The 21,494-nt window shown below is 62.6% G+C and carries 16 protein-coding genes, 5 pseudogenes and 1 riboswitch; of the genes and pseudogenes, 15 read left to right on the top strand and 6 right to left on the bottom strand.

Translation table 11 applies throughout. The annotated features are described in order from the left end of the window. The first annotated feature begins 4 nt into the window (after positions 1–4). The 6 genes and pseudogenes from LDP01_RS17545 (at position 5) to LDP01_RS17570 (ending at position 6,057) form a co-directional block, all read left to right on the top strand. Positions 5–1,342 (top strand): TrkH family potassium uptake protein, encoded by a 1,338-nt coding sequence (locus LDP01_RS17545; protein WP_224092087.1) that lies wholly within the window; start codon positions 5–7, stop codon positions 1,340–1,342. A gap of 202 nt (positions 1,343–1,544) precedes the next feature. Continuing rightward, positions 1,545–2,462 carry an SIS domain-containing protein gene (locus LDP01_RS17550; RefSeq protein WP_224092089.1) on the top strand — a complete coding sequence of 306 codons (918 nt, stop codon included), beginning with the start codon at positions 1,545–1,547 and terminating at the stop codon, positions 2,460–2,462. 8 nt (positions 2,463–2,470) lie between these two features. Further along, a pseudogene (locus tag LDP01_RS17555) lies at positions 2,471–3,407 on the top strand (ROK family protein). After that, a complete protein-coding gene (locus LDP01_RS17560) occupies positions 3,404–4,405 on the top strand; it encodes a 1-phosphofructokinase family hexose kinase (RefSeq protein WP_224092099.1) in 1,002 nt (333 codons plus the stop codon). The pseudogene LDP01_RS17555 and the gene LDP01_RS17560 overlap by 4 nt, the downstream one beginning before the upstream one ends. Continuing rightward, a pseudogene (locus LDP01_RS17565) lies at positions 4,387–5,242 on the top strand (class II fructose-bisphosphate aldolase). Before LDP01_RS17560 ends, LDP01_RS17565 begins: the two are co-directional and overlap by 19 nt. 23 nt (positions 5,243–5,265) lie before the next feature. Further along, positions 5,266–6,057, top strand: a complete 792-nt coding sequence (locus tag LDP01_RS17570; RefSeq protein WP_224092101.1) for a DeoR/GlpR family DNA-binding transcription regulator — start codon at positions 5,266–5,268, stop codon at positions 6,055–6,057. Positions 6,058–6,082: 25 nt separating this feature from the next. On the opposite strand, the gene LDP01_RS17575 is transcribed toward LDP01_RS17570, so the two are convergent. Continuing rightward, entirely contained in the window at positions 6,083–6,739 is a 657-nt protein-coding gene (locus LDP01_RS17575; protein ID WP_263433780.1) for a histidine phosphatase family protein, read from the bottom strand. Positions 6,740–6,851: 112 nt separating this feature from the next. Between LDP01_RS17575 and LDP01_RS17580 the strand changes: the two genes are divergently transcribed. Next, the gene (locus LDP01_RS17580) at positions 6,852–7,691 is read left to right on the top strand and encodes a CPBP family intramembrane glutamic endopeptidase (protein ID WP_224092105.1); all 840 of its coding nucleotides are present in this window, start codon (positions 6,852–6,854) and stop codon (positions 7,689–7,691) included. Positions 7,692–7,795: 104 nt separating this feature from the next. Here LDP01_RS17580 and LDP01_RS17585 read toward each other — a convergent pair whose 3' ends face one another. Then, a complete protein-coding gene (locus tag LDP01_RS17585) occupies positions 7,796–8,434 on the bottom strand; it encodes a VOC family protein (RefSeq protein ID WP_216925364.1) in 639 nt (212 codons plus the stop codon). 226 nt (positions 8,435–8,660) lie between these two features. On the opposite strand from LDP01_RS17585, the pseudogene LDP01_RS17590 reads away from it, so the two are divergent. Both LDP01_RS17590 and metX read left to right on the top strand, forming a co-directional pair. Continuing rightward, positions 8,661–9,979: pseudogene (locus LDP01_RS17590) on the top strand (bifunctional o-acetylhomoserine/o-acetylserine sulfhydrylase). 151 nt (positions 9,980–10,130) lie between these two features. Next, positions 10,131–10,245, top strand: a riboswitch (SAM riboswitch). Between the two features lie 14 nt (positions 10,246–10,259). Next, positions 10,260–11,381 (top strand): homoserine O-acetyltransferase MetX, encoded by a 1,122-nt coding sequence (gene metX / locus LDP01_RS17595; protein ID WP_224092107.1) that lies wholly within the window; start codon positions 10,260–10,262, stop codon positions 11,379–11,381. Between the two features lie 6 nt (positions 11,382–11,387). On the opposite strand, the gene LDP01_RS17600 is transcribed toward metX, so the two are convergent. The 3 genes from LDP01_RS17600 to LDP01_RS17610 are packed head-to-tail and all read right to left on the bottom strand — an operon-like array spanning position 11,388 to position 13,847. Further along, positions 11,388–11,789: a hypothetical protein gene (locus tag LDP01_RS17600; protein ID WP_224092123.1), complete on the bottom strand. Its 402-nt coding sequence runs from the start codon at positions 11,787–11,789 to the stop codon at positions 11,388–11,390. A 43-nt stretch (positions 11,790–11,832) separates the two neighbouring features. Continuing rightward, complete coding sequence (locus LDP01_RS17605) at positions 11,833–12,972, bottom strand: winged helix DNA-binding domain-containing protein (RefSeq protein ID WP_224092125.1); 1,140 nt, start codon at positions 12,970–12,972, stop codon at positions 11,833–11,835. 29 nt (positions 12,973–13,001) lie between these two features. After that, positions 13,002–13,847 carry an SGNH/GDSL hydrolase family protein gene (locus tag LDP01_RS17610; protein WP_224092127.1) on the bottom strand — a complete coding sequence of 282 codons (846 nt, stop codon included), beginning with the start codon at positions 13,845–13,847 and terminating at the stop codon, positions 13,002–13,004. A gap of 68 nt (positions 13,848–13,915) precedes the next feature. On the opposite strand from LDP01_RS17610, the pseudogene LDP01_RS17615 reads away from it, so the two are divergent. Next, positions 13,916–14,567, top strand: a pseudogene (locus tag LDP01_RS17615) (alpha/beta hydrolase). A gap of 67 nt (positions 14,568–14,634) precedes the next feature. Here LDP01_RS17615 and LDP01_RS17620 read toward each other — a convergent pair. Continuing rightward, positions 14,635–14,862 carry an RNA-binding S4 domain-containing protein gene (locus LDP01_RS17620; RefSeq protein ID WP_224092129.1) on the bottom strand — a complete coding sequence of 76 codons (228 nt, stop codon included), beginning with the start codon at positions 14,860–14,862 and terminating at the stop codon, positions 14,635–14,637. 23 nt (positions 14,863–14,885) lie between these two features. On the opposite strand from LDP01_RS17620, the gene LDP01_RS17625 reads away from it, so the two are divergent. The 5 genes and pseudogenes from LDP01_RS17625 (at position 14,886) to LDP01_RS17645 (ending at position 21,494) form a co-directional block, all read left to right on the top strand. Continuing rightward, a complete protein-coding gene (locus LDP01_RS17625) occupies positions 14,886–15,890 on the top strand; it encodes a DMT family transporter (protein WP_224092131.1) in 1,005 nt (334 codons plus the stop codon). 137 nt (positions 15,891–16,027) lie between these two features. Continuing rightward, entirely contained in the window at positions 16,028–17,413 is a 1,386-nt protein-coding gene (locus LDP01_RS17630; RefSeq protein WP_216925355.1) for a glycine--tRNA ligase, read from the top strand. 2 nt (positions 17,414–17,415) lie between these two features. Beyond that, positions 17,416–18,378, top strand: a complete 963-nt coding sequence (locus tag LDP01_RS17635; RefSeq protein ID WP_224092133.1) for a GNAT family N-acetyltransferase — start codon at positions 17,416–17,418, stop codon at positions 18,376–18,378. Between the two features lie 213 nt (positions 18,379–18,591). Then, positions 18,592–19,965 carry an FAD-binding oxidoreductase gene (locus LDP01_RS17640; protein ID WP_224092136.1) on the top strand — a complete coding sequence of 458 codons (1,374 nt, stop codon included), beginning with the start codon at positions 18,592–18,594 and terminating at the stop codon, positions 19,963–19,965. A gap of 55 nt (positions 19,966–20,020) precedes the next feature. Further along, positions 20,021–21,494 (top strand): annotated as a pseudogene (locus LDP01_RS17645) (YibE/F family protein).

Below are 21,494 nucleotides of genomic sequence, written 5' to 3' on the forward strand. Positions count from 1 at the left end.
AAACGTGTTTGGGCGTGCCCTTTCGCACCCAGTCCGCTCAGTACCCCTCGCCTTCCTGGCGGTCATCCTCCTCGGCGCAGCCCTGCTGATGCTGCCCGTTTCCCGCAACGGCACTGATCCAGCCTCGCTCATGACGGCCCTGTTCACCGCCGTGTCCGCGACGTGTGTCACGGGCCTGATTACCGTTGACACGGCAACCTATTGGACCCCTTTCGGGCATGTCGTGATTCTGGCATTGATCCAGGTTGGCGGGTTCGGCATTATGACCCTCGCGACCCTGCTGGCCCTGCTCGTGCGCAAAAGCATCGGCTTGCGCGGCCAGCTTGTTGTGCAGTCGGAAACGCACACCCTCAACCTCGGGGATGTCCGCTCGGTGCTGTTCCGGGTTGCCCGTATCATGGTCGTTTTTGAGGCGGTAACGGCTGCAGTCCTGGCTGTCCGGTTCTGGTTCGCCTACGACTCCAACCCAGCTGTTGCGCTATGGCATGGCGTCTTCCACGCAGTGTCTGCCTTCAACAACGCCGGGTTCGCGCTCTACAGCGACAACCTGATCAGTTTCCGCGAAGACCCTTACATCCTGGTCCCCATCTGCCTGGCCATCATTTCAGGTGGTCTCGGCTTCCCCGTCCTCATCCATTTGCTCAACGGCGGGGGACTGCGGGTCCGTAACTGGACGGTTCATTTGCGCCTTACAGTCTTCGGTACGATCTTCTTGCTCATTGCCGGCTTCGTTTTGTTCGCCGCGTTCGAATGGAACCGGGCCGAAACGCTGGGGCCGCTGGCCCTCCCGGGGAAGATCGTCGGTTCCTTCGCAGGAAGTGTCTTCCCGCGCACCGCGGGATTCAACAGCATCGACTACGGGGTGGCCTCACCGGAGACGCTGATGGTCAGCGACATTCTGATGTTCATCGGAGGGGGAAGCGCTGGAACTGCGGGTGGAATCAAGATCACCACTTTCCTCCTCCTGGCGTTCGCCATCTGGAATGAAGTCCGGGGCCGGGGCGATGTGACCATAGCCCACCGGTCCATTAGCCCTGCCTCGGTTCGGCAGGCCCTTTCGGTAGCCCTGCTCGGCATTGGTGCGGTCATTACCGGAACCATGCTGCTGCTCATGTTTACCGACTACAGCCTGGAGAAGGTCCTGTTCGAGTCCATCTCGGCGTTCGCCACGGTTGGCATGAGCACAGGAATCACGTACAACCTTCCTCCATCGGCTGAGTGGGTACTCATGGTTCTGATGTTTACGGGCCGTATCGGGACCGTCACGGTCGCTTCCGCACTGGCCCTGTCCTCACGCCCCCGCCTGTTCAACCTGCCCGAAGAACGGCCCATCATCGGCTAATACGGACAGGCCGGGCCTTCCCTGCTCCGCTTCACTGTTTCATTCACTGATTCCGCTCGCCGGACCGCACGAGCGTTCTGACTACTGGCGCGCCCAATTGCCTGATCCACTCCAGTAGATGATCCTTGTGAGATCGAAATTGATCGTTTAGTGTTTCTATAGATCATAAAACGTCACTGGATGAGCAGGAGCGAAACACACGATGAGCGAGAACACACTGGGCGCCTTCATGGAAGAAGAGCTGGTATCACAGCCCGATGTCTGGCAGCGGGCTATCGACCAGGCCGGTGCTGAGAAGTTGCTTCCCGCCGACGGTCAGCGGATCGCCGTCATCGGCTGTGGCACCTCCTGGTTCATGGCCCAGAGCTATGCTGCCGCCCGTGAATCCGCGGGCAAAGGCGTGACGGATGCCTTTGCGGCGTCGGAGGCTTTCCTGAACAGCAACAGTGCGGATCGCCAGTACGACGCCGTTGTGGCCATTACGCGGTCCGGCACCACCACTGAGGTGCTGGAGATCCTGACGGGGCTGAAGGGCATCGTCCCCACTGTCGCCATCATTGGCGATACGGCGTCTCCAATCGTTCACCTGGCCGATACCGTGATTGGACTCCCGTACGCAGATGAGCGATCGGTGGTGCAGACCCGCTTCGCAACCTCGGCACTGGTGTACTTGCTCGCCAGCCTTGGCATTGACCTGAAGCAAGCTATCGAAGACGCAAGGGACGCAGTGACAGGTCCCGTGCCGCAGGAACTCCTGGATGCTGAGCAATTCACCTTCCTCGGTACCGGATGGACGGTTGGCCTGGCCCACGAGGCAGGACTTAAGATGCGCGAAGCCGTGCAGGGCTGGACCGAGTCCTACCCGGCCATGGAATACCGCCATGGTCCCATCTCCATCGCTGCGCCAGGACGCGTGACCTGGCTGTTTGGCGCACAGCCTGAAGGCCTTGACAAGGACATGGCCGCTACCGGCGCCCTTTACATCCACACGGACAAGCACCCGCTGGCTGAACTGGCCCGCGTCCACAAGGTGACCCTGGAACGTGCGCGCGTCCGTGGGCTGAACCCGGACCTGCCCCGTAACCTGACGCGCTCCGTCATTCTCGACCCCTCCGCCTAGGCCCCGTCATGGTTCTTGGGCAGGCAGAATCAGCGGTCCTGGCCTTCGACGTTGGCGGTACAGACGTCAAGGCCGGACTCGTGGATGCCTTCGGAAACGTCCTGGGCATGCGCCGGGTACCCACGCCCCTTGATCCAGCGCACCCAGGGGAAGCGGTGCTGGACAGGCTCGCAGGGCTCGCTGAGGAGCTCGCATCCGAGTTTCCGCACATCCCGGCCAAAGCAGCGGGCGTCATCGTCCCTGGCATCGTGGATTCCGTAGGAGGAATCGGGATCTACTCCGCGAACCTCGGGTGGCGTAACTTCCCGTTCACTGCTGAGGCCGAGAAGAGGCTGGGGCTTCCCGTGGCGTTCGATCACGATGTCCGCTCCGCCGCTGCTGTGGAACACGCCTTTGGCGGATCCAAAGAGTTCAACGACGTCGTGGTCATGGTGGTGGGCACAGGAATCGCCGCGGCAGTCTTCTCCGGTGGTGTGGCCGTCACAGCCGGTGGTTTCGCCGGCGAACTCGGCCACGCCCAGGTACCGGACCCCGACGCCGGAACTGAAGCAACAGGGGCCACCATCCTTGAGGCCGTGGGTTCGGCAGGCGCCATCGCCAAACGGTACAGCAGGAAGTCGGGGAATGCCGTGGACGGTGCCCGCGACGTCCTGCTCCGGTCCCAAAAGGGAGATGCCGTGGCTGCCCGTGTGTGGGCAGATGCCGTGGACGCCCTGGCCTTCACGATCTGCCAGTGCGTGAACATCATCGGCACAGAAGCGGTAGTGATCGGGGGAGGGCCTGGCCGAAGCAGGCGAGGACCTTCTCGAACCGCTCCGTGCCCGGGTTGACCAAATCCTGGACTTCCAACGACGCCCACGCCTCATCCAGGCCCAGCTTGGCCAGGACGCCGGACTCCTTGGAGCGGCATTGAACGCACGGGCGCTCCTGGATGGTGCGCGATGACCGCTCCGGACGCGGCCCGCAACGGCACGTCCCCAAATGCCGCAACCCGGATTGTCACTGTGACCCCCAATCCGGCCATCGACATGACCTACACAGTCCACGGAATCACCGAAGGCGCCAGCCACAGGGTTCCCACACCCATCAGCCGTGCCGGGGGCAAAGGGCTCAACGTTGCCAGGGTCGTTCACCAAGTAGGCCATCCCGTGCTGGCCATCGCTCCTACCGGAGGAGCCGCGGGCCAGACCCTGGCCGCTGAACTTTGGACGAGCGGGGTGCCGCATACGCTGGTGTCTGTCGCCGCCGAGACACGCCGCAGCATCGCGCTCGTGGACACCCTCGCCGGCGAAACCTCCATTTTCAACGAGGAGGGCCAGGCACTCCTGCCGGACGATTGGCGCTCGCTGACCGCCGCCGTCGTGAAAGCCCTGCGCGGCGATGACGGAGAAGGTCCGGCCGCTGTGCTGGTGGGGTCCGGCAGCCTGCCACCGGATGCGCCTGCCGATTTCTACCCGTCCCTGGTGAAGCTGGCACACGACGCCGGCATCCCGGCCATCATTGACACCTCGGGACCCGGAATCATCACCGCAGCCCAGGCGGGTGCCGATGTCCTGAAACCCAATCACCACGAGCTCGCGGAAGCCACGGGGGAGTTGAGCGTGGAAGCCGCCGCGCTCTCGCTGATTGCCATGGGCGCCCGGACGGTCCTTGTCAGCGCCGGTGCGGAGGGAATGCTCGCCTTCGACCACGCATCACCCGGCGGGTACTGGAGTGCCCGCCTCCCCGGGCCCCTAAGCGGCAACCCCACAGGGGCGGGCGACGCCGGTGTGGCGGCCGCCGCCGTCGCCCTCGCCGAAGGCATTACGGAACCCCGCGAGATTCTGCTCCGGGCGACAGCCTGGTCCGCCGCGGCAGTGCTCATGCCTGCAGCAGGCGAGATGTCGCCCAGGTACCAGGAACTTGAAGGACAACTCATCGTGACATGGAAGGAGACCCGGTGACCCTTGTCAGCACGCGGGAATTGATGGACAAGGCCGCGGCCAACGGAACGGGCCAAGGCGCGTTCAACGTCATCCATGTGGAAACGGCGGAGGGACTGGTGGCGGGTGCCGAGACAGCGGGAGTTCCACTGATCCTGCAGATTTCGGAGAACTGCGCCAAATACCACGGCGGACTGGAACCGATCGCGGTGGCGGCTTTGGCGATCGCCCGCGAAGCATCAGTGCCCGTCGCCGTTCACCTGGACCATGCCGAATCCGAGGACCTCGCCATCGCGGCCGTGGACCTGGGCTTTGGCTCCGTGATGTTCGACGGCGCGCACTTGCCCTACGAATGGAACGTCGAAGTCACACAACGGGTAGCCCGCTACGCCCACGAGCGGGGAGTTTACGTGGAGGCCGAACTCGGCAAAGTGGGAGGCAAGGACGGCGCCCATGCACCTGGTGTCCGGACCGACCCCGCGGAGGCGCAGGCGTTTGTTGAAGCAACGGGTGTAGATGCGCTCGCCGTCGCCGTTGGCTCCTCCCACGCCATGACCGAACGCAGCGCCGCATTGGACCTGCACCTAATCACGCGGCTGAAGTCTGCTGTCGGAAAACCACTGGTCCTGCACGGCTCTTCAGGCGTCACAGACGACATGCTCGTAGCCGCAATCGGCGCAGGTATGACTAAGATCAACGTATCCACACATTTGAACGGGTTCTTCACCCGTGCCGTCCGTGAGTACCTCGATGCCAACCCTGCAGTGGTGGATTCCCGGAAGTACATCAAGGCCGGGCCGGGACGCACTGGCGCTGGAATCCGCACGTATGCTCACGCTGTTCGCCAAAGCGAAATAGCCAGACCCCGCGAAAGGCTCGTCATGACCCGCACCGATCGGCTGACCGCCATCCTTGACCTCCTGGCCGAATCCGGCCATGTGGAAGTCGAGGACATCGTGACGCGGCTTGGCGTGTCACCGGCCACGGCACGCCGGGACCTGGACAGCCTTGCGAAACAACGCCTGCTGAGCCGTACCCGCGGTGGCGCCACCACCGGATCCGTAGCGTACGATCTCCCGGGCCGCTATAACCGTGACGACCACGCCCTGGCCAAGCAGGAGATCGCCCAGGCGGCATCGGCCCTGATCCGCCCCGGAGCCGTGATCGGCTTGAGCGGGGGAACCACCAACACGGCGCTGGCGCAGCTGTTGTCCACCCGTGAGGACCTCAACGCACCGTCCAACAGGCCAACCCTCACGGTGGTGACCAACGCGATCAACATTGCCTCGCAGCTCGCCGTTCGTCCGAACATCAAGATCATGGTTACCGGGGGCATCCTGAATCCGCGCTCCTACGAGCTCGTGGGGCCATACACCGACGTGATCATGCAGAAGGTTGCCCTGGACATTGCGTTCATCGGGGTCAACGGTGTTGACCCGGACCTCGGCCCCACGATCACCGATGAAGGCGAAGCAATGGTGAACACCGTCATGGCGCGCCGGGCCACCGAATCCTACGTGGTGGCTGACTCCTCGAAAGTAGGCCGCCGCTCCTTTGCGGCCATGGCCGGGTATGACTTCCGGCACCTCATCACGGACGCCGGGATCAGCGCTGAAGATAAGGCCGCGTTTGAAGCCAAGGGCACGGAAGTTATCGTCGCACCTGCCAACTAACCGGTCCTGCAACCAACCGTTCCCGCTAGAAACGCATTCTCGGCGCGTGAAGCACTGAATCGTCAACATCCCTTGGCACCCACTGGCTGAACGGTTTGTCCAGGCTGTACTGTCCGTCGTCGGTCCTTACCAACGTTCGGAGTTCGGCATTGTCCGGGTTGTTCAGCGATTCGAAATACTCAACAGTCCAGTGGAACCAGCGCATGCAGAACAGCCTCATGGTCAGTCCGTGGGTGACCATGAGGGTATTTGGGGCATACGTCGGCTTTTCCCAATGGCGGTAAAGGGTCTCCATGAATGAGGACACGCGGTCGTAGACGTCCGAGCCTGACTCGCCTTCACGGAACCTGTAGAAGAAGTGGCCGTAAAGGTTGCGCAACTCTTTCTGGTCCTCGATTTCCCCGGCAATCTGAAAATTGGCCCAGTCCTGCTCACGCAGCCTCGGTTCTTCGATGACGCGCTCGATCAGCGGTCCCAGGTCCAACGCCTCAAGAGTCTGGTATGCCCGCAAATAGGGGGACACATAAACGCAGACCTGCTCGCCGTCGAGCTTCTGCCGGAGGGCCTCACCAGCTATCCTCGCCTGTTCAATTCCACGTTTGGTCAGCGGAATGCGGTAGTCCGGCACACGGTTGTAGATTGACGTGTCGGCATTGGCGGCGGACTGGCCGTGCCGGATCATGAAGATTCTCCCTGGGGCACTCATCCCACCAAGCATAGGGTCTGCCTACGGATGGAGCGGGAACGTGCACAGTTCACGGCAAAGTGGCAGGAACTGCAGGCAAGATAGGTACATGCTCCTTGCTTCCCGCCGCCGCCTGCGCGCCGAAGTACTCATCGTACTGGGCCTGTCTTTGGGCCAATCAGCTGTGTATTCCGTGGTGCAGCTCCTGGACAAGATGACGCGGGCGCCGCTGTCCGAGGCAACCTCCACTCTTAACAGGTCCCAAAGCACCCGCGAGTACTTCGACCTCACGTATCAACTACTGGACATTGTCTTCGCTTTGGTGCCGGTGGTCCTAGTGTTCTATTTCCTGTCATCGCATGCCCAGGGTGGGCGGGAAGGCGCAAGTGGCCTTGCCCGGCTGGGGTTCAACTTCGCACGCCCCGGCAAGGACCTTTTACACGGATTGGGACTCGCAGCAGTCATTGGCATCCCGTCACTTGGCTTGTACGCGGCCGGCCGTGCCCTGGGAATCACCACCGCCATTGTGCCCAGCGGCCTGGAGGCTTACTGGTGGACAGTGCCTGTGTTGATTCTCTCCGCGATTCGCCACGCGATCGTTGAGGAAGTGATCGTCGTGGGATACCTCATGGACCGTTTCGGAAAATTCGGTTGGAGCACGCCGCTGGCCATTGTCGTGAGCGCGGCCCTTCGCGGCAGCTACCACTTGTATCAAGGCTTCGGGCCGTTCATCGGCAACTTCGCCATGGGCTTGGTCTTCGCCTGGATCTATACCAAGACGAAGCGGGTGATGCCTTTGGTCATTGCGCATGCGCTGCTGGACATCGTCGCGTTCGTTGGCTTCAGCCTCTTCGGCAAGGCGATAGGGCCTGGGCTAGACAGCCTTGAAGGCAGGGGACCCTTAACCAGGGCACCGTTAAAGAGAAATTCGGCCGCCATCGGTGGGTGACGTCGTTGGCACCCGCTGATGGCGGCCGAAGCTTGACCGGACACACTGGACCTGTGACCCAACATGCTGGACTGGAGGGGACCAGGCCCCAGGGAAGGTGTGCGTCAGATAGTGACGGCGCCGGATGCGGTTTCGAAAGTGACGGACATGATGCCAGGCGTACCGTGCGGGGCCATCCACTGGACAGCGACGTCCTCAAGCGGCTTCTCTACGGGCTCGCCCAGCCATTCGGTAACGCGTTCCGCCGAGCCTGCAATGGTGAGGCTGGACATCTTGACGTCACTCTCATAGACCTTGGACGGGTGCAGTGAGGGATCGCCCTCCCACTTGAGCAGGTAAGGCACCTGGGGATCGGCGATCAAGCCGAGAATGCCGATCTGCTGCCATACGAGTTCGCGGCCATCCGGGAACTTGCGGTTGCCCGGAACTGCGGACCGGCCGAGGCGTTCCTCGAAGGGGGCGAGGTCGTCAACGGCGACGCACCAGCCCATCCAACCGCCGCCAGCCGCCGAGCGTGCGCGGACTGCCTGGCCAAAGGGTGCCTTGTCGGAAGCAGGGTGGTCCAGGACCTCTACGACTTCCAGGTATTTGTTATCCGCCAAGGGAATGATCATGTTCCGGGTACCGAAGCGCGGGTGCACTCCGCCCCGGACTGCGTCCACTCCCAGAGCTGCGGAAATTCGTTCGGTGGTGGCCAAAAGGCCATCTCGTTCACAAGCGTAAGAGACGTGATCCATGCGCATGGCTTCATCTTGGCACTTTGTGATCGGGGTCTCAGCTAAGGGAAGCCTTACTAACATGGGATGTTATTGTGCGCCGTCGGAACGCTTCACGCCGGGTCGCGTAAAGACTGAAAAATACTGCCTTCGTCACAAAGCTGTCCAAGTACCCGGGCGCTTCCTAGACTGGCCCCAGCCCACGCCTACAGCGATCAACGGCAAACCCGCGCGCCACGAAGAGGAGAACCCAATGTCCCAAGGATGGTCTTTCGAAACCCGCCAGATCCACGCAGGGCAGGAGCCTGACTCTGCCACGGGAGCGCGGTCGCTTCCGATCTACCAGACCACGTCCTTCGTTTTCCCGAGCGCAGAGAGCGCAGCCAACCGCTTTGCACTGGCCGAGCTCGCCCCGATCTACACGCGTATCGGCAACCCAACACAAGATGCCGTGGAGCAGCGGATCGCCAGCCTCGAAGGCGGGCTGGGCGCGTTGCTCCTTAGCTCAGGGCAGGCCGCGGAAACCTTCGCTATCCTGAACATTGCCGAGGCCGGAGACCATGTCGTCGCGAGCCCCAGCCTCTACGGTGGCACTTACAACCTGCTGGCGCACACTCTGAAGAAGTTCGGCATCTCCGTGACGTTCGTGCAGGATCCGGACAACCTGGACCAGTGGCGGGACGCCGTGCAGCCCAACACCAAGCTGTTCTTCGGCGAGGTTGTGTCCAATCCGCGCCAGGACGTGCTGGACATCGAGGGTGTTTCACGCGCCGCGCACGAGGCTGGCGTGCCGCTCATCGTGGATAACACGCTCTCAACCCCCTACCTCATCCGTCCCATCGAGTGGGGTGCGGACATCGTGGTGCACTCGGCTACCAAGTATCTGGGCGGCCACGGCGCGGCGATCGCCGGCGTGATCGTGGACTCCGGAAACTTTGATTTCGGCAAGGACCCGGAGCGCTTCCCCGGATTCAATACTCCGGACCCCAGCTACAACGGACTCGTTTACGCCCGGGACCTTGGCAAGGATGGCGCGCTCGGAGCCAACCTCTCCTACATTCTCAAGGCGCGCGTGCAGTTGCTGCGCGATCTGGGTTCGGCGGTTTCCCCGTTCAACGCCTTCCTCATCGCCCAGGGGCCCTGGAAACCCTGAGCCTGCGCGTCGAGCGTCACGTCTCGAACGCCACCAAAGTGGCTGAATGGCTGGAAGCCCATGACGACGTCGAATCGGTTGCCTTTGCGGGCCTGCCGTCCAGCCCTTGGTACGACCGCGGCCGTAAGTACGGGCCAAGGGGTACCGGTGCAGTGGTGGCATTCAACATCAAGGGTGGCGTCGAGGCCGGCAAGCGATTCGTGGACGGCCTGGAGTTGCACTCCCATGTTGCCAACATCGGTGACGTCCGCTCGCTGGTTATCCACCCGGCGTCGACTACCCACAGCCAGCTCACGGTCGAACAGCAGCTGGTTGCGGGCGTGAATCCAGGCCTTGTCCGCCTCTCCGTGGGAATAGAGCACGTGGACGACATTATTGCTGATCTTGAGGCCGGTTTCCGGGCTGCCAAAGGCGCTTAATCGCGCTGCTGGGGGAGCGGCCGCCCGCCGTCGAAAATTCGCCGGGCGGCCCTTCGCGGTGCGTGTTCCTGAACGAAGCGGCGCCAAACCGTCACACAGCTGTCACATTCTTCGCCAAGACAGCGGTATTTTTCCTAGACTCTACGTATTAGGTCATGAGTGCCAGCGACAGCCCCGGCTTGCTGGCCGGCAACCCTCCTCCGCGGTGGGGTGCCCCGGGTGAAGACCTGGCCTGTCGCACGCAAGGCGGCAGGCAAGCGCGAGGTTAGGTGTCAAAGGAATGACCATTACTGCTACAGCACCCCCCAAACCGGGCAAAGAAGACGGGACGGTCAAGTACGCCGGCGTAGGTTCACTGGAACTTGAAGCCGGCGGTTTTCTCCCGGATGTTGTGCTTGCCTACGAAACCTGGGGGCAGTTGAATGCGGATGCGTCCAACGCAGTCCTGGTTCAGCACGCACTGACGGGCAGCACGCATGTGGCCCGCGGTGCTACTGATGAGGAAGGCTGGTGGGAGCAACTCGTTGGTCCCGGCGCGACGATCGACACCAACCGGTTCTTCGTTATCTCCATCAACATTGTCGGCGGCTGTTACGGCAGCACGGGCCCATCGTCAGAGGCGCCGGACGGACGGCCCTGGGGATCCCGCTTCCCACTGATCACCTTGCGCGACAGCACGGTGGCTGAAGCCCGGCTCGCGGATGCCTTGGGGATCAAGGCATGGCACGCAGTCCTTGGCGGTTCCATGGGTGGGGCGCGGGCACTTGAGTGGGCGGTCACCTTCCCTGAGCGTGTTCAGCGGTGCGCGGTTATTTCTGTGGGCGCCTACAGCACAGCCGAGCAAATTGCTTTCGCCCAGTCGCAGACGCTCGCCATCCGCCAGGACCCGAACTTCAACAACGGCGATTACTACGGTGGACCAACTCCTGAGGCAGGCCTTGCCCTGGCCCGACGGATAGCGCACATCACGTACCGGTCAGCGCTGGAGCTTGATGTCCGCTTCGGCCGGGAAGCCCAGCACCAGGAGACGCCCCTGGCCGCTGCGGTCCTGGGGGAGCGTGGCCGCTACCAAGTGGAAAGCTACCTCGACCACCAAGGCACCAAGCTGGTGCGCCGGTTCGATGCGAACAGTTACATCGCCATCACCGAGGCGCTGATGTCCCACGACATCAGACGGGGCCGGGGCACCTTGAAGGAAGCCTTGGCTGCCGCCACTGCTGAATTCTTTGTGGCAGCCGTCGATTCCGACCGCCTCTATTTTCCGGCCCAGTCAGTGGAACTGGCGCAAAACCTGCCAGGCAATGTGCCCGTCCACGTGATCGAGGCCCCCATCGGCCACGATGGCTTCCTGACCGAAATCGGCCAACTATCGAAGCAGCTTCGCGAGGCCTTCTTCGCCTAAGCCGGCTCAGCCGTTCATGATGTCGCCGCGCTGCTTCATGTAATCCTCCATGGCAATTTCGCCGTTGCTGAACTTGAGGTCCAGTTCGGCCAGCTTGCGCGCGCGGAAGCCTTGCTGCTCAGAGCCGCGGTGGCTCGGAAACGTAGGTGAAGAAGCGTTCGACGCCGGTCCTGGCGGCGGTGGGGCATCGGCAGGGCGGATGGTGGTGGGCTGCGTGGGATAGCCCGGATAATTCGGCTGCGGGTAACCCGGTCCCGGAAGATTCTGCGGGGGATAGCCGGGGCCCGGATAATTCGGGCCCGGGAAATTGCGGTCCTGGAGCCGCCGCGCCCGGGACTTGTTGTACATGCGTATCCCCATGGGAATCAGCCACGAGCAGACGATGATCCAGAAGATCAGATTGTTCACGGTGCAGGCCTCCTAGGTCTTAACCCAGCTTAGTCCCGCAGTTTCACACCAGCTTTGTCTCCATGCCCAGGAACCTCCCGTAGCGTTCCACTTCTGCCTCCAAAGCTTGTTGTTCGGCTGTTGTGAGTGGCCTGTTCATTCTGATGTCGAGTTCGCAGATCCCACCCGAGAAGCTGTGGCGCCACCATCCGGTCAACCTGCCATCGAGCAACACCACGTGAATTGGAGCATCGCCCTCGGGGAAATAGGGCGCCCTGCCGCCGAGGTAGTGCCTCGATTGTGAATAGCCCATCACGTACTCGTCGTAGCACTGGATGAGATCGACACGGGGAAGTCCTGGCCCATCGTCACCTGGTGGGGGAGTCGCTGCAAGTGCCTCCACATCTTCTGCTGGCAAGTAGAAGTCCAAGCCGTCGACCGCCACGGTTGCCAAGGCGCCCGGAACGGACTCTTCAGCTACCTGCAAGCCAAGCCGTACATCCTTGATGGTCAGTCCGGACCACGCGGCACAGTCCTTGATGGTGGCAGGTCCCCGGCTGCTGAAGTACCGCAGGGCCAGCTGGCCCAAGGCCCATTCGCGGTCGCCGTCCTCCATCAGGGACGTATTGCCGTCGGGCACACGTTCCTCGAACAAGGCGTATGTCTGTTTCAGTGCACCCCCTGCAGAACGGACCGGGCTGCCGCTCACCAGGATTTTGCTGATCTCGGCGTGCATGAGGTGGTAAACGAAGCCAAGGCCTTTGCCGGGGAGCCCCGCCTTTTCCAGTATTCCGGCTAGTTCTTCGCGTGTTTTGTGGGCTCCACCGGCCACCGCTTCGGCAAGGATGTGCCCACTGCGGGCGGCTGCGTGCTCATCAACTCCCGCCTGCCGGTACATGCCCTTGTTGCCTTGATGAAGGCGATCTGCAGACAAACCCATCAACCAGCCGAGGTCGTCACGGTGCACAAAATGCCACGTCGGCCGCAGGATATGCGTCCGGAGGATCCTGCCGTCAGCCACCGCCTGCTCCACCTCATCGGCAGTGCTCCCGACCGCCCTTTGGGCGAGGCTCCACCTGGCATACGGAAATTCCTGCGACTGCACCGCCAGGAGGTTGCGCAGAACATCATCAACGTTTTCGCCGTAGGGAGCCCGCAGCTGCTGACGGCGCAGGCGCAGGGGGACAACATTGTTAGGCTGCATCGAATCCTCCCGGCCGCAGTCCCATCAGCTCAGCCGCGCGGCAGCATGGTGCCGTTGGGGCCGAAGACCGGTCCCGGCGTCGGGCGTTTGGGGGTAATGCCGTCACCGGAGGATCGATGCCGCAACCTGCGGATAACCCACGGAACAAAGTACTCGCGGGCCCACACCAGATCCGAGGATCGGGCCTCGCGCCAGGTGCGGACCGGCAGGGGCTTGGGCACCAGGGGCTCAAGGGTGTGCTGGACGTTCAGCGCTTCAAGGACCATCATCGCGATGGTGTGGTGTCCCAGAGGTGAGAAGTGCAGGCGGTCTTCGTCCCACATCCGCGGATCGGCCAACTGCCTCAGGGACCACATGTCCGCGATGATGGCGTCGTGCCGTGCAGCTACAGTCCTCAGGTTTTCGTTGTAGATGGCCACCTTGCCACGGATGCGGCCCAACACCGAGGACGCGGTGTCCGGTCCGTTGAACAACACCACAGTCGCCCCACCGGAGGCCAGTTCCTGAACAGCAGCATCCAGCTTCTCCGCCAAGAGGTCCGGGTCGCCACCGGGCCGGATGAGGTCATTGCCGCCCGCTGAAATCGAGACAAGGTCCGGCTGAAGTTCCAGGCAAGGACCAATTTGTTCATCCACGATCTGCTGCAGCAGCCGCCCACGGATAGCAAGGTTGGCATAAGCGAAATCCTCATGACCGCGGCCCAGTTCCTCCGCTACACGGTCAGCCCATCCCCGGAAGCCGCCGGGGTTCCGGGGCTCGGGATCGCCGATGCCTTCCGTGAACGAATCCCCCAGTGCCACGTAACGGCTCCAAGGGTGTGTTTGAACCGGTTCGCCCGGCTTCACCAATGAATTGACGTCACTCACGCTTTCCATCCTGCCTTGAATCTGCGAACCTACGCCACCGTAGGTTGTTACTCATCAGTAACTGCAAGAATAGACCCATGACTGAAGCCGTTGCATTCCCCGCGCCCGTTGTCCTGTGGTCCCATGACGAAGCTGAACGGGAGGGCAAGCCGCTTCTGGTGCTGCTGCACGGCTATGGCTCCAATGAGGACGATCTCTTCAGCCTCGCGGGCCCTGCTTCCCGAAGGGTTTGTGGTGGCTTCCCTGCGCGCGCCGATGCCCATGGGCCCCGGCTTCACCTGGTTCCCGCTCACTGCGTCAATCGACTATTCCCTGGAAGCAGTAAAGCTTGCCGCCGAGTATGCCCTTGAATGGTTGGATACGGTCAAAGCCAATCATTCTTCAGTGACGCTGCTCGGCTTCTCCATGGGCATGGCCATGGCGACCACCATGCTCCGGTACCGTCCCGCGGACTTCGCTGCCGTCGTCGGGCTTTCGGGTTTCGTGGTGGACGCCGGCGATGACCCCGCCTTCCGCGATGCCGAACTGGACGGCACCTTGCCGATGTTCTGGGGCCGCGACCAGCAGGACCCCGTCATTACTCCGGACAAGATCGAATACACCATGGGGTGGGTGCGCAAGCACGTGGACCTCACCAAGGTGCTCTACACAGGCATGTGGCATGGCATTAATCAGCAGGAAATCGGCCACGTAGGCGAATTCCTGACGCACAAAGTCCTCGCATCTTAACGCAACGCGGGGTCACTTACGGCCCATAAATGGCCTCACCATGGGCCTTAAGTGACCCCGCGTTGCTTCAGGCGGAGATAATCCTTACGGTCTGGCCGTTGACGGTGACGGTGTCGCCGGCGTGCAGCTGGCGGCCCCGGCGTTCGTCGATCTCGTCGTTGACCTTCACCAAGCCATTCTTAATGAGCTCGGTGGCCTCCACGCCGTCCTCCACCAGGTTGGCCAGCTTCAGCAGCTGACCGAGGCGGATCATGTCGTCGCGGATGGGGACCTCTTCGATTTCCGGGTTGCTCATAAAGCAATGATGCCTGACGTAGTGTGGTGTCAGTGCCGCAGTCTTCCCGTCGTTCCACCCTTCCGCTCGCCGTTGGCCTCCCTGTTGCAGTAGCAACTGGGCTGGTCATTCCGCTTCAAGGAAGGATCAACGGGGCTCTCGGGGCCCGGCTGGACGATGGCATCGCCGCAGCCGTGGTGAGCTTCACCACAGGCCTCGTCCTCATTGCGGCCATTTCCCTCGCCACACCCAAAGGCAGGGCAGGCCTTCGGCGCATCGTCCCGGCGGTCCGCAGCCGTAGCTTTCCCCGCTTCTACGTCATGGCCGGTGGGATCGGTGCACTCTTCGTCATCGCGCAAACATTCACTGTGGGCCTGCTGGGGGTTGCGCTGTTCACTGTGGCGGTGGTCACCGGGCAGACCCTGAGCGGCCTCCTTGTGGACCGAATGGGAATAGGTCCCGGCGGCAAACGGTCCATTACCGGAGTGCGGATCCTGGGCAGTGTGCTGACGGTAGCCGCCGTTGCCTGGGCAGTTTCCCCTCGGTTCGGGGGCAATACCGACATCGCCTCCCTGGTGTTGCCCGTACTGTTGCCACTGGCTGCAGGGTTTCTCATGAGTTTCCAGCAAGCCATGAACGGAACCGCCACTGTTCACTACGGGACGCCTGTCGCCGCCACGCTGGTCAACTTCATCGCCGGTGCCGTCATCCTCTGGATTGCCTGGCTTATCAAGCTTTCCGTGGCAGGCGCGGGCAACCCGCTTCCGGGTGAATGGTGGTTCTACCTGGGCGGCCCCATGGGCTGCCTTTTCATTGGGCTTGCGGCGTTCCTGGTCCGAAGCCTTGGCGTGCTGGTCACCGGTCTGGGCATGATCGCCGGGCAGTTGGTGGGTTCTTTAGTGCTCGACGTCGTGATCCCCAGTCCCGGTGCGGTGGTCGCCTTGCCCACGGTGTTGGGTACGGTATTGACGCTCGCGGCGATCGTCGTGGCCACGCTGCCCTGGCCCAGGGGAGCATTCGCACGAAAGGTCCCGGGCAAAGGCCGGTAGGCTAGGACACGCAGCTTTTCTGCACAGTTATTATCCGCACCAATTCCCCAGCCCACCCCGCCGGACAACCTCGTTCGGAATCCGGGGCAACCACCGCGGACCGCACCCAGCGGCCCTGTAGAACAAATGGAGTACCCATGGCAGCAAAATCCGTCCTTGACCAGGTCATTTCCCTCTCCAAGCGGAGGGGCTTTGTCTTCCAGGCCGGTGAAATCTATGGTGGTTCCCGTTCGGCGTGGGATTACGGACCCCTGGGTGCGGAACTGAAGGAAAACATCAAGCGCCAGTGGTGGCAGAGCATGGTCCGCGGCCGCGAAGACGTCGTAGGCCTGGACTCCTCGGTCATCCTGCCCCGCCAGGTCTGGGAAGCCTCCGGCCACGTCGAGGTGTTCTCGGACCCCCTGGTGGAATGCCTCTCGTGCCACAAGCGCTACCGTGCCGACCACCTTGAGGAAGAGTACGAGGAAAAGAAGGGCCGCCCCGCCGAGAACGGCTTGAAGGACATTGCCTGTGCCAACTGTGGCACCCGCGGCCAATGGACGGAGCCGCAGGAATTTTCCGGCCTCCTGAAGACCTTCCTTGGCCCGGTGGCCAACGATGAGGGCATGCACTACCTGCGTCCGGAAACGGCCCAGGGCATCTTCGTGAACTTCAACAATGTCCTCACCACGTCCCGGAAGAAGCCACCGTTCGGCATTGGCCAGATCGGCAAGTCCTTCCGCAACGAGATCACGCCGGGCAACTTCATCTTCCGTACCCGCGAGTTCGAACAGATGGAGATGGAATTCTTCGTCGAGCCCGGCACGGATGAGGAATGGCACCAGTACTGGATGAAGGAGCGCATGTCCTGGTACACCAGCCTGGGCATCCGTGAAGAAAACCTCCGCTTCTTTGAGCACCCGCTTGAGAAGCTGAGCCACTACTCCAAGGGCACCACGGACATCGAGTACCGCTTCGGTTTCCAAGGCTCCGAGTGGGGCGAGCTCGAGGGTATCGCGAACCGCACGGACTTCGACCTCTCCACGCACGCCAAGGCTTCCGGGACGGACCTGAGCTACTTCAACCAGGCCACCAATGAGCGCTACACCCCATACGTGATCGAGCCGGCTGCCGGGTTGACCCGTTCCTTCATGGCGTTCCTGATTGACGCCTACACCGAAGACGAGGCACCCAACGCCAAGGGCGGCGTCGACGTCCGTACGGTCCTGAAGCTGGACCCGCGGCTTGCCCCGGTCAAGGCCGCTGTCCTGCCCCTGAGCCGCAACGAGGACCTGTCCCCGAAGGCAAAGGCGCTGGGCACCCAGCTGCGCAAGAACTGGAACATCGACTTCGACGACGCCGGCGCCATCGGCCGCCGTTACCGTCGCCAGGACGAGATCGGTACTCCGTTCTGCATCACCGTGGACTTCGATACCCTCGAAGACCAGGCCGTGACCATCCGTGAGCGCGACACCATGAGCCAGGAACGCGTGTCCCTGGACAAGGTTGAGGCTTACCTGGCAGCACGACTGATCGGCGCCTAACCGTGGCCTTGGAATACCGCGAGTGGAAGGAAGGCGACGACCTCGCCCTCCTGGAAATCTGGGGCGGCCCGGAGACCCTCCCTGCAGAACAGTTCCGTGCTGCTTTGGCGCCTTCGAGCAACCAGCCTTGGCGCCGCTGCATCGTTGCCGAAGACGTCGTTGACGGCGTTCGCATCCCCGTTGCGGCCGGCGTGGTTCACGAAGCGTCCCTGCACCCGGAACGTCTCTGGGCTTACATCGAGGTTGCCAAGGACCATCGCCGGAACGGCGTCGGTGCCACCCTGCTGACCATGCTGCGCCGCGAAGCCGGGAACTCGCCGTCGGGCGTTTCCAGGCTCCGCAGCAAAGTTGAACCGGGCACCCCGGGGGCCGCTTTCGCCGAGGCCGCAGGCCTGGGACCCATCCAGCGTTCCCAGTTGGTAGTAGTGGAGCCTGAGCCGCTGAAGCTCCCGCGGTTCGGCGACGGTTCCGAGGAAGCTGCCTCGGAGCGCGTGGAGGACCTCGCCACCGGATCCGTGGAACTCAGCGAAGTGGTGGGCCGCTACTACTCAGCTGTCCATCACTGGGACAGCCCCGGCGAGCTCAGCATTGCTACGGTGCAGCGGCTCTTCCTGCACGATCTCACCGGAGCGCACGGAGCCATTGTGCTTCGTGCTCCGAAGGCAAGCGCCTTTGGCGGGGGAGTGCCGGCCAGCCGAAAAGGCAAGATCCAGGCCTTCGCCATCAGCTACGCCCAGGGGAACTCCGAGGAGCCCTCGGATGTCTTCCTGGGTCACGATCCCAAGCTGTCCGCCGACGACGCCGAAGCTGCCGTACGGGATCTTCTGGCGCTTATTGCGTACCAGCACCCCGTGCTGTTGGAAGTGGACGAATCCATGACGGCGCTGCGCAGCGTTCTGGCACCTTTGCTGGAGTCGGGCAAGGCCCACGTTCGTGGCGCTGACACACTGATCGTGAGCGACTGACCACGTACTTGCATGTCCGGATCCCGCCCTGCCCATCGCCGATGGGCAGGGCGGGATCCTCGCTTTAAGCTCAGCCCGCATTCGTGGTGGAAAAGCCTTGACGCGGCCATGGCGCAGGAGTAGGAAGGCGACGTAAGCCACGCGCCGGCACACTCGGAGGGAAGCGGCGTCTGTGGAACAGCTCCGGTCTCCTCTGAATCGGCGGTAACAACAATGAACGGAACGGCCTTGGACGGGCTGCGGGATCAGCTGCGCGGACAGCTCATCACTCCCGAAGACCCTGAATATGATTCGGCACGGGCAGTCTTTAACGCCATGGTCGACAAACGTCCGGCGGGCATCGTCCGGGTGGCCCAGGTGGCGGATGTGATTGCGGGGGTGAACTTCGCACGGGAGAATTCCATGCCCCTGGCCATTCGGGGCGGCGGACACAGTGCTCCTGGATTTGGAACAGCGGATGACGCCCTGGTGCTGGACTTCGTCAACCGAACAGGAGTGCGGGTTGATCCGGAGACCGCAACTGCGCGGGCCGAAGGCGGAACCACGTGGGCTGATTTCAACCACGCAACGCACGCGTTCGGGCTGGCGACTACCGGTGGGATCGTCGGATCCACGGGAGTTGCGGGACTGACCCTGGGCGGCGGAATAGGCTACCTTGCCCGAAAGTACGGTCTCTCCTGCGACAACCTCGTTTCAGCCGATGTGGTCACGGCTGATGGAAAGTTCCTGGTGGCCAGCGAGGACCAGAACGAGGACCTGTTCTGGGCGCTCCGGGGCGGTGGCGGCAACTTCGGCGTCGTGACCTCCTTCGAGTTCAAACTCCATCCTGTTGATATGGTCCATGCCGGAGTCATCCTCTACGGCGCAGAACATACTGACACAGTCGCCCGGTTCTACCGCGATTACATCGCGAACGCGCCCGAAGAGTTCGGCGCTTTCCTGGGATTCCATCAGGGCCCGCCAGTCCCGTTCCTACCCGAAGAGTGGCACGGCAAGCCCGTCTGTGTGGTGGTCGGGATGTGGACGGGGGACTTGGGAGAAGGCGAAGCGCGGTGGCAGCCCTTCTTGGACGCAGCCCCTGTTGCGGGCTCACTGGTAGCTCCCATGCCGTACCCAGCCCTGAACGTTGCCTTCGACGCGCTCAACCAGAAAGGAATGCAGGGCTACTGGAAGGCGAACTTCCTCCCCGAGCTCAACGACGGCGCTATCCAAGCCCATGCCGAACATGGTGCGACGGTCACCAGCGTCAATACGGCTGTCCACATCTACCCCATCGACGGCGCCGTCTCACGCGTTGGCGTCCATGACACAGCCTTTGCGCACCGTGACATGAAGTTTGCGCCCGTCATTGCCGCCCAATGGATGGAACCCACGGATAACGAAGCCAACATCGCCTGGGCGCGAGGGTATGCGGCGGCCCTTGCACCGCACTCGGCGCTGGGCGGGTACATCAACTTCATGGACGCTGAAGACCAGAACCGGGTCACTGACAATTACGGCCCCAATTGGGATCGTCTGGTGCAGGTCAAGAGCAAGTACGATCCCGGCAACCTTTTCCACGTGAACCAGAACATCAAGCCCGCCTGAGGGAAGGGTTTGCGTTTGACCCGGCTAGGCTTGAAACCATGAGGTTTTGCAGCTGATGGGTCACGGGCACTCCCACGGTCACGGTCATTCTGAAAGTTCCGAGCCAACTCCGCAGGCGATTGCCTCCCGGAAGCGCGCCAACTGGCTCCTGGCTGCGGTGCTGGTTCCACTTGGAGTGCTCACTGTCATTGCCATGATGGTCATGTGGCCCTCGGGCAGCCGGGAGGGAATCTCCTTCGCGAGTCCCTACCAGGCTGCCCCGGGGGTGACTTTCGATACCGGAAAGATCCAGAGCGTGGTGCAGGAAAGCTGCACACAAACCGGCCAAACCGGTGCAGGCCAAACCGATCCAGGCCAGTCCGGCGGATCCGACTGCACTTTCGCCTTCACGCAGCCGGACAAGGGCGGGGAAGCCGTCAAGGTGGTGATCAACCCCGACGTCGCTAAATCCCATGGCGTGAATGTGGGGGACTCGATCCGCTATCTGAACCTTTCCGGTGTCCAGGGCGCGGCGCAGGCCAACGGCTCGCCGTCGTACGTTTTTGTGGATTTCGTGCGGAGCCTGCCGATTGCCCTGCTGGCTGTGCTCTATGCGGTGGTGGTGATCGCTGTGGCGCGCTGGCGTGGCTTCCGGGCACTCCTTGGCCTGGTTGGCGCTTATGCCGTGCTGGTCAGCTTTATCCTGCCGGGGCTTGTGGAGGGGAAGCCGCCACTCATGCTGGCTTTGGTGGGTTCAACGGTGATCATGATCGGGGTCCTGTACTTCGCCCATGGTTTCTCGGCGAGGACGTCCACGGCCCTGCTCGGAACCATCTTCGGGTTGGGCATTACGGCGCTGTTGGCGGCGTGGGCCACGGATGCTGCCAACCTTGCAGGCGTCGGTGACCATGACGCTGCAACGCTGATAAATATGTCGGACAAGATTTCAATCTCCGGCATCATCTTGTGCGGCCTGATCATCTCAGGGCCTCGGCGTCCTCAACGACGTCACCATTACCCAGTCATCTGCCGTGTGGGAACTTTACGAACTGGCCCCGAACACCAGTGCCCGGAAGCTGTTCTCCTCGGCCATGCGGATTGGCCGGGACCACATCGCCTCGACCGTTTACACGATTGCCTTCGCGTACGCTGGTGCCGCCCTTCCGATCCTGATCATCGTGATGCTTTACGACCGCCCACTTGCCGAGGCCCTGACCAGTGCGGAGTTGTCCGAGGAAGTCATCCGGACATTGGTCGGCTCCATCGGACTGGTGCTCGCCATCCCGGTTACCACGCTGATAGCTGTCCTGGTGGTCAAGGCCACAGGCGTGAAGGGTGCCGTCCCTGCGCCCGCACTGTCCGTGAATCCGGAGGACGTGGACGATACCGGTACGCTCGCTGCTGCGGCCGCCGTCGTGGGTTCCGGCAGGGCCGAAACGCTCGACGGCGGCCGGTCTTCCCGCGCGGCCGGCAAGCCTGCCCGCCCGGGGAGCCGCCGTGCCCAGCGTGAGGCGGAGCGCCGGGGCGACGGGGAAAAACCGATTCCGTAG

The sequence above is a fragment of the Arthrobacter sp. StoSoilB13 genome (assembly GCF_019977255.1).
Classification (GTDB): domain Bacteria; phylum Actinomycetota; class Actinomycetes; order Actinomycetales; family Micrococcaceae; genus Arthrobacter.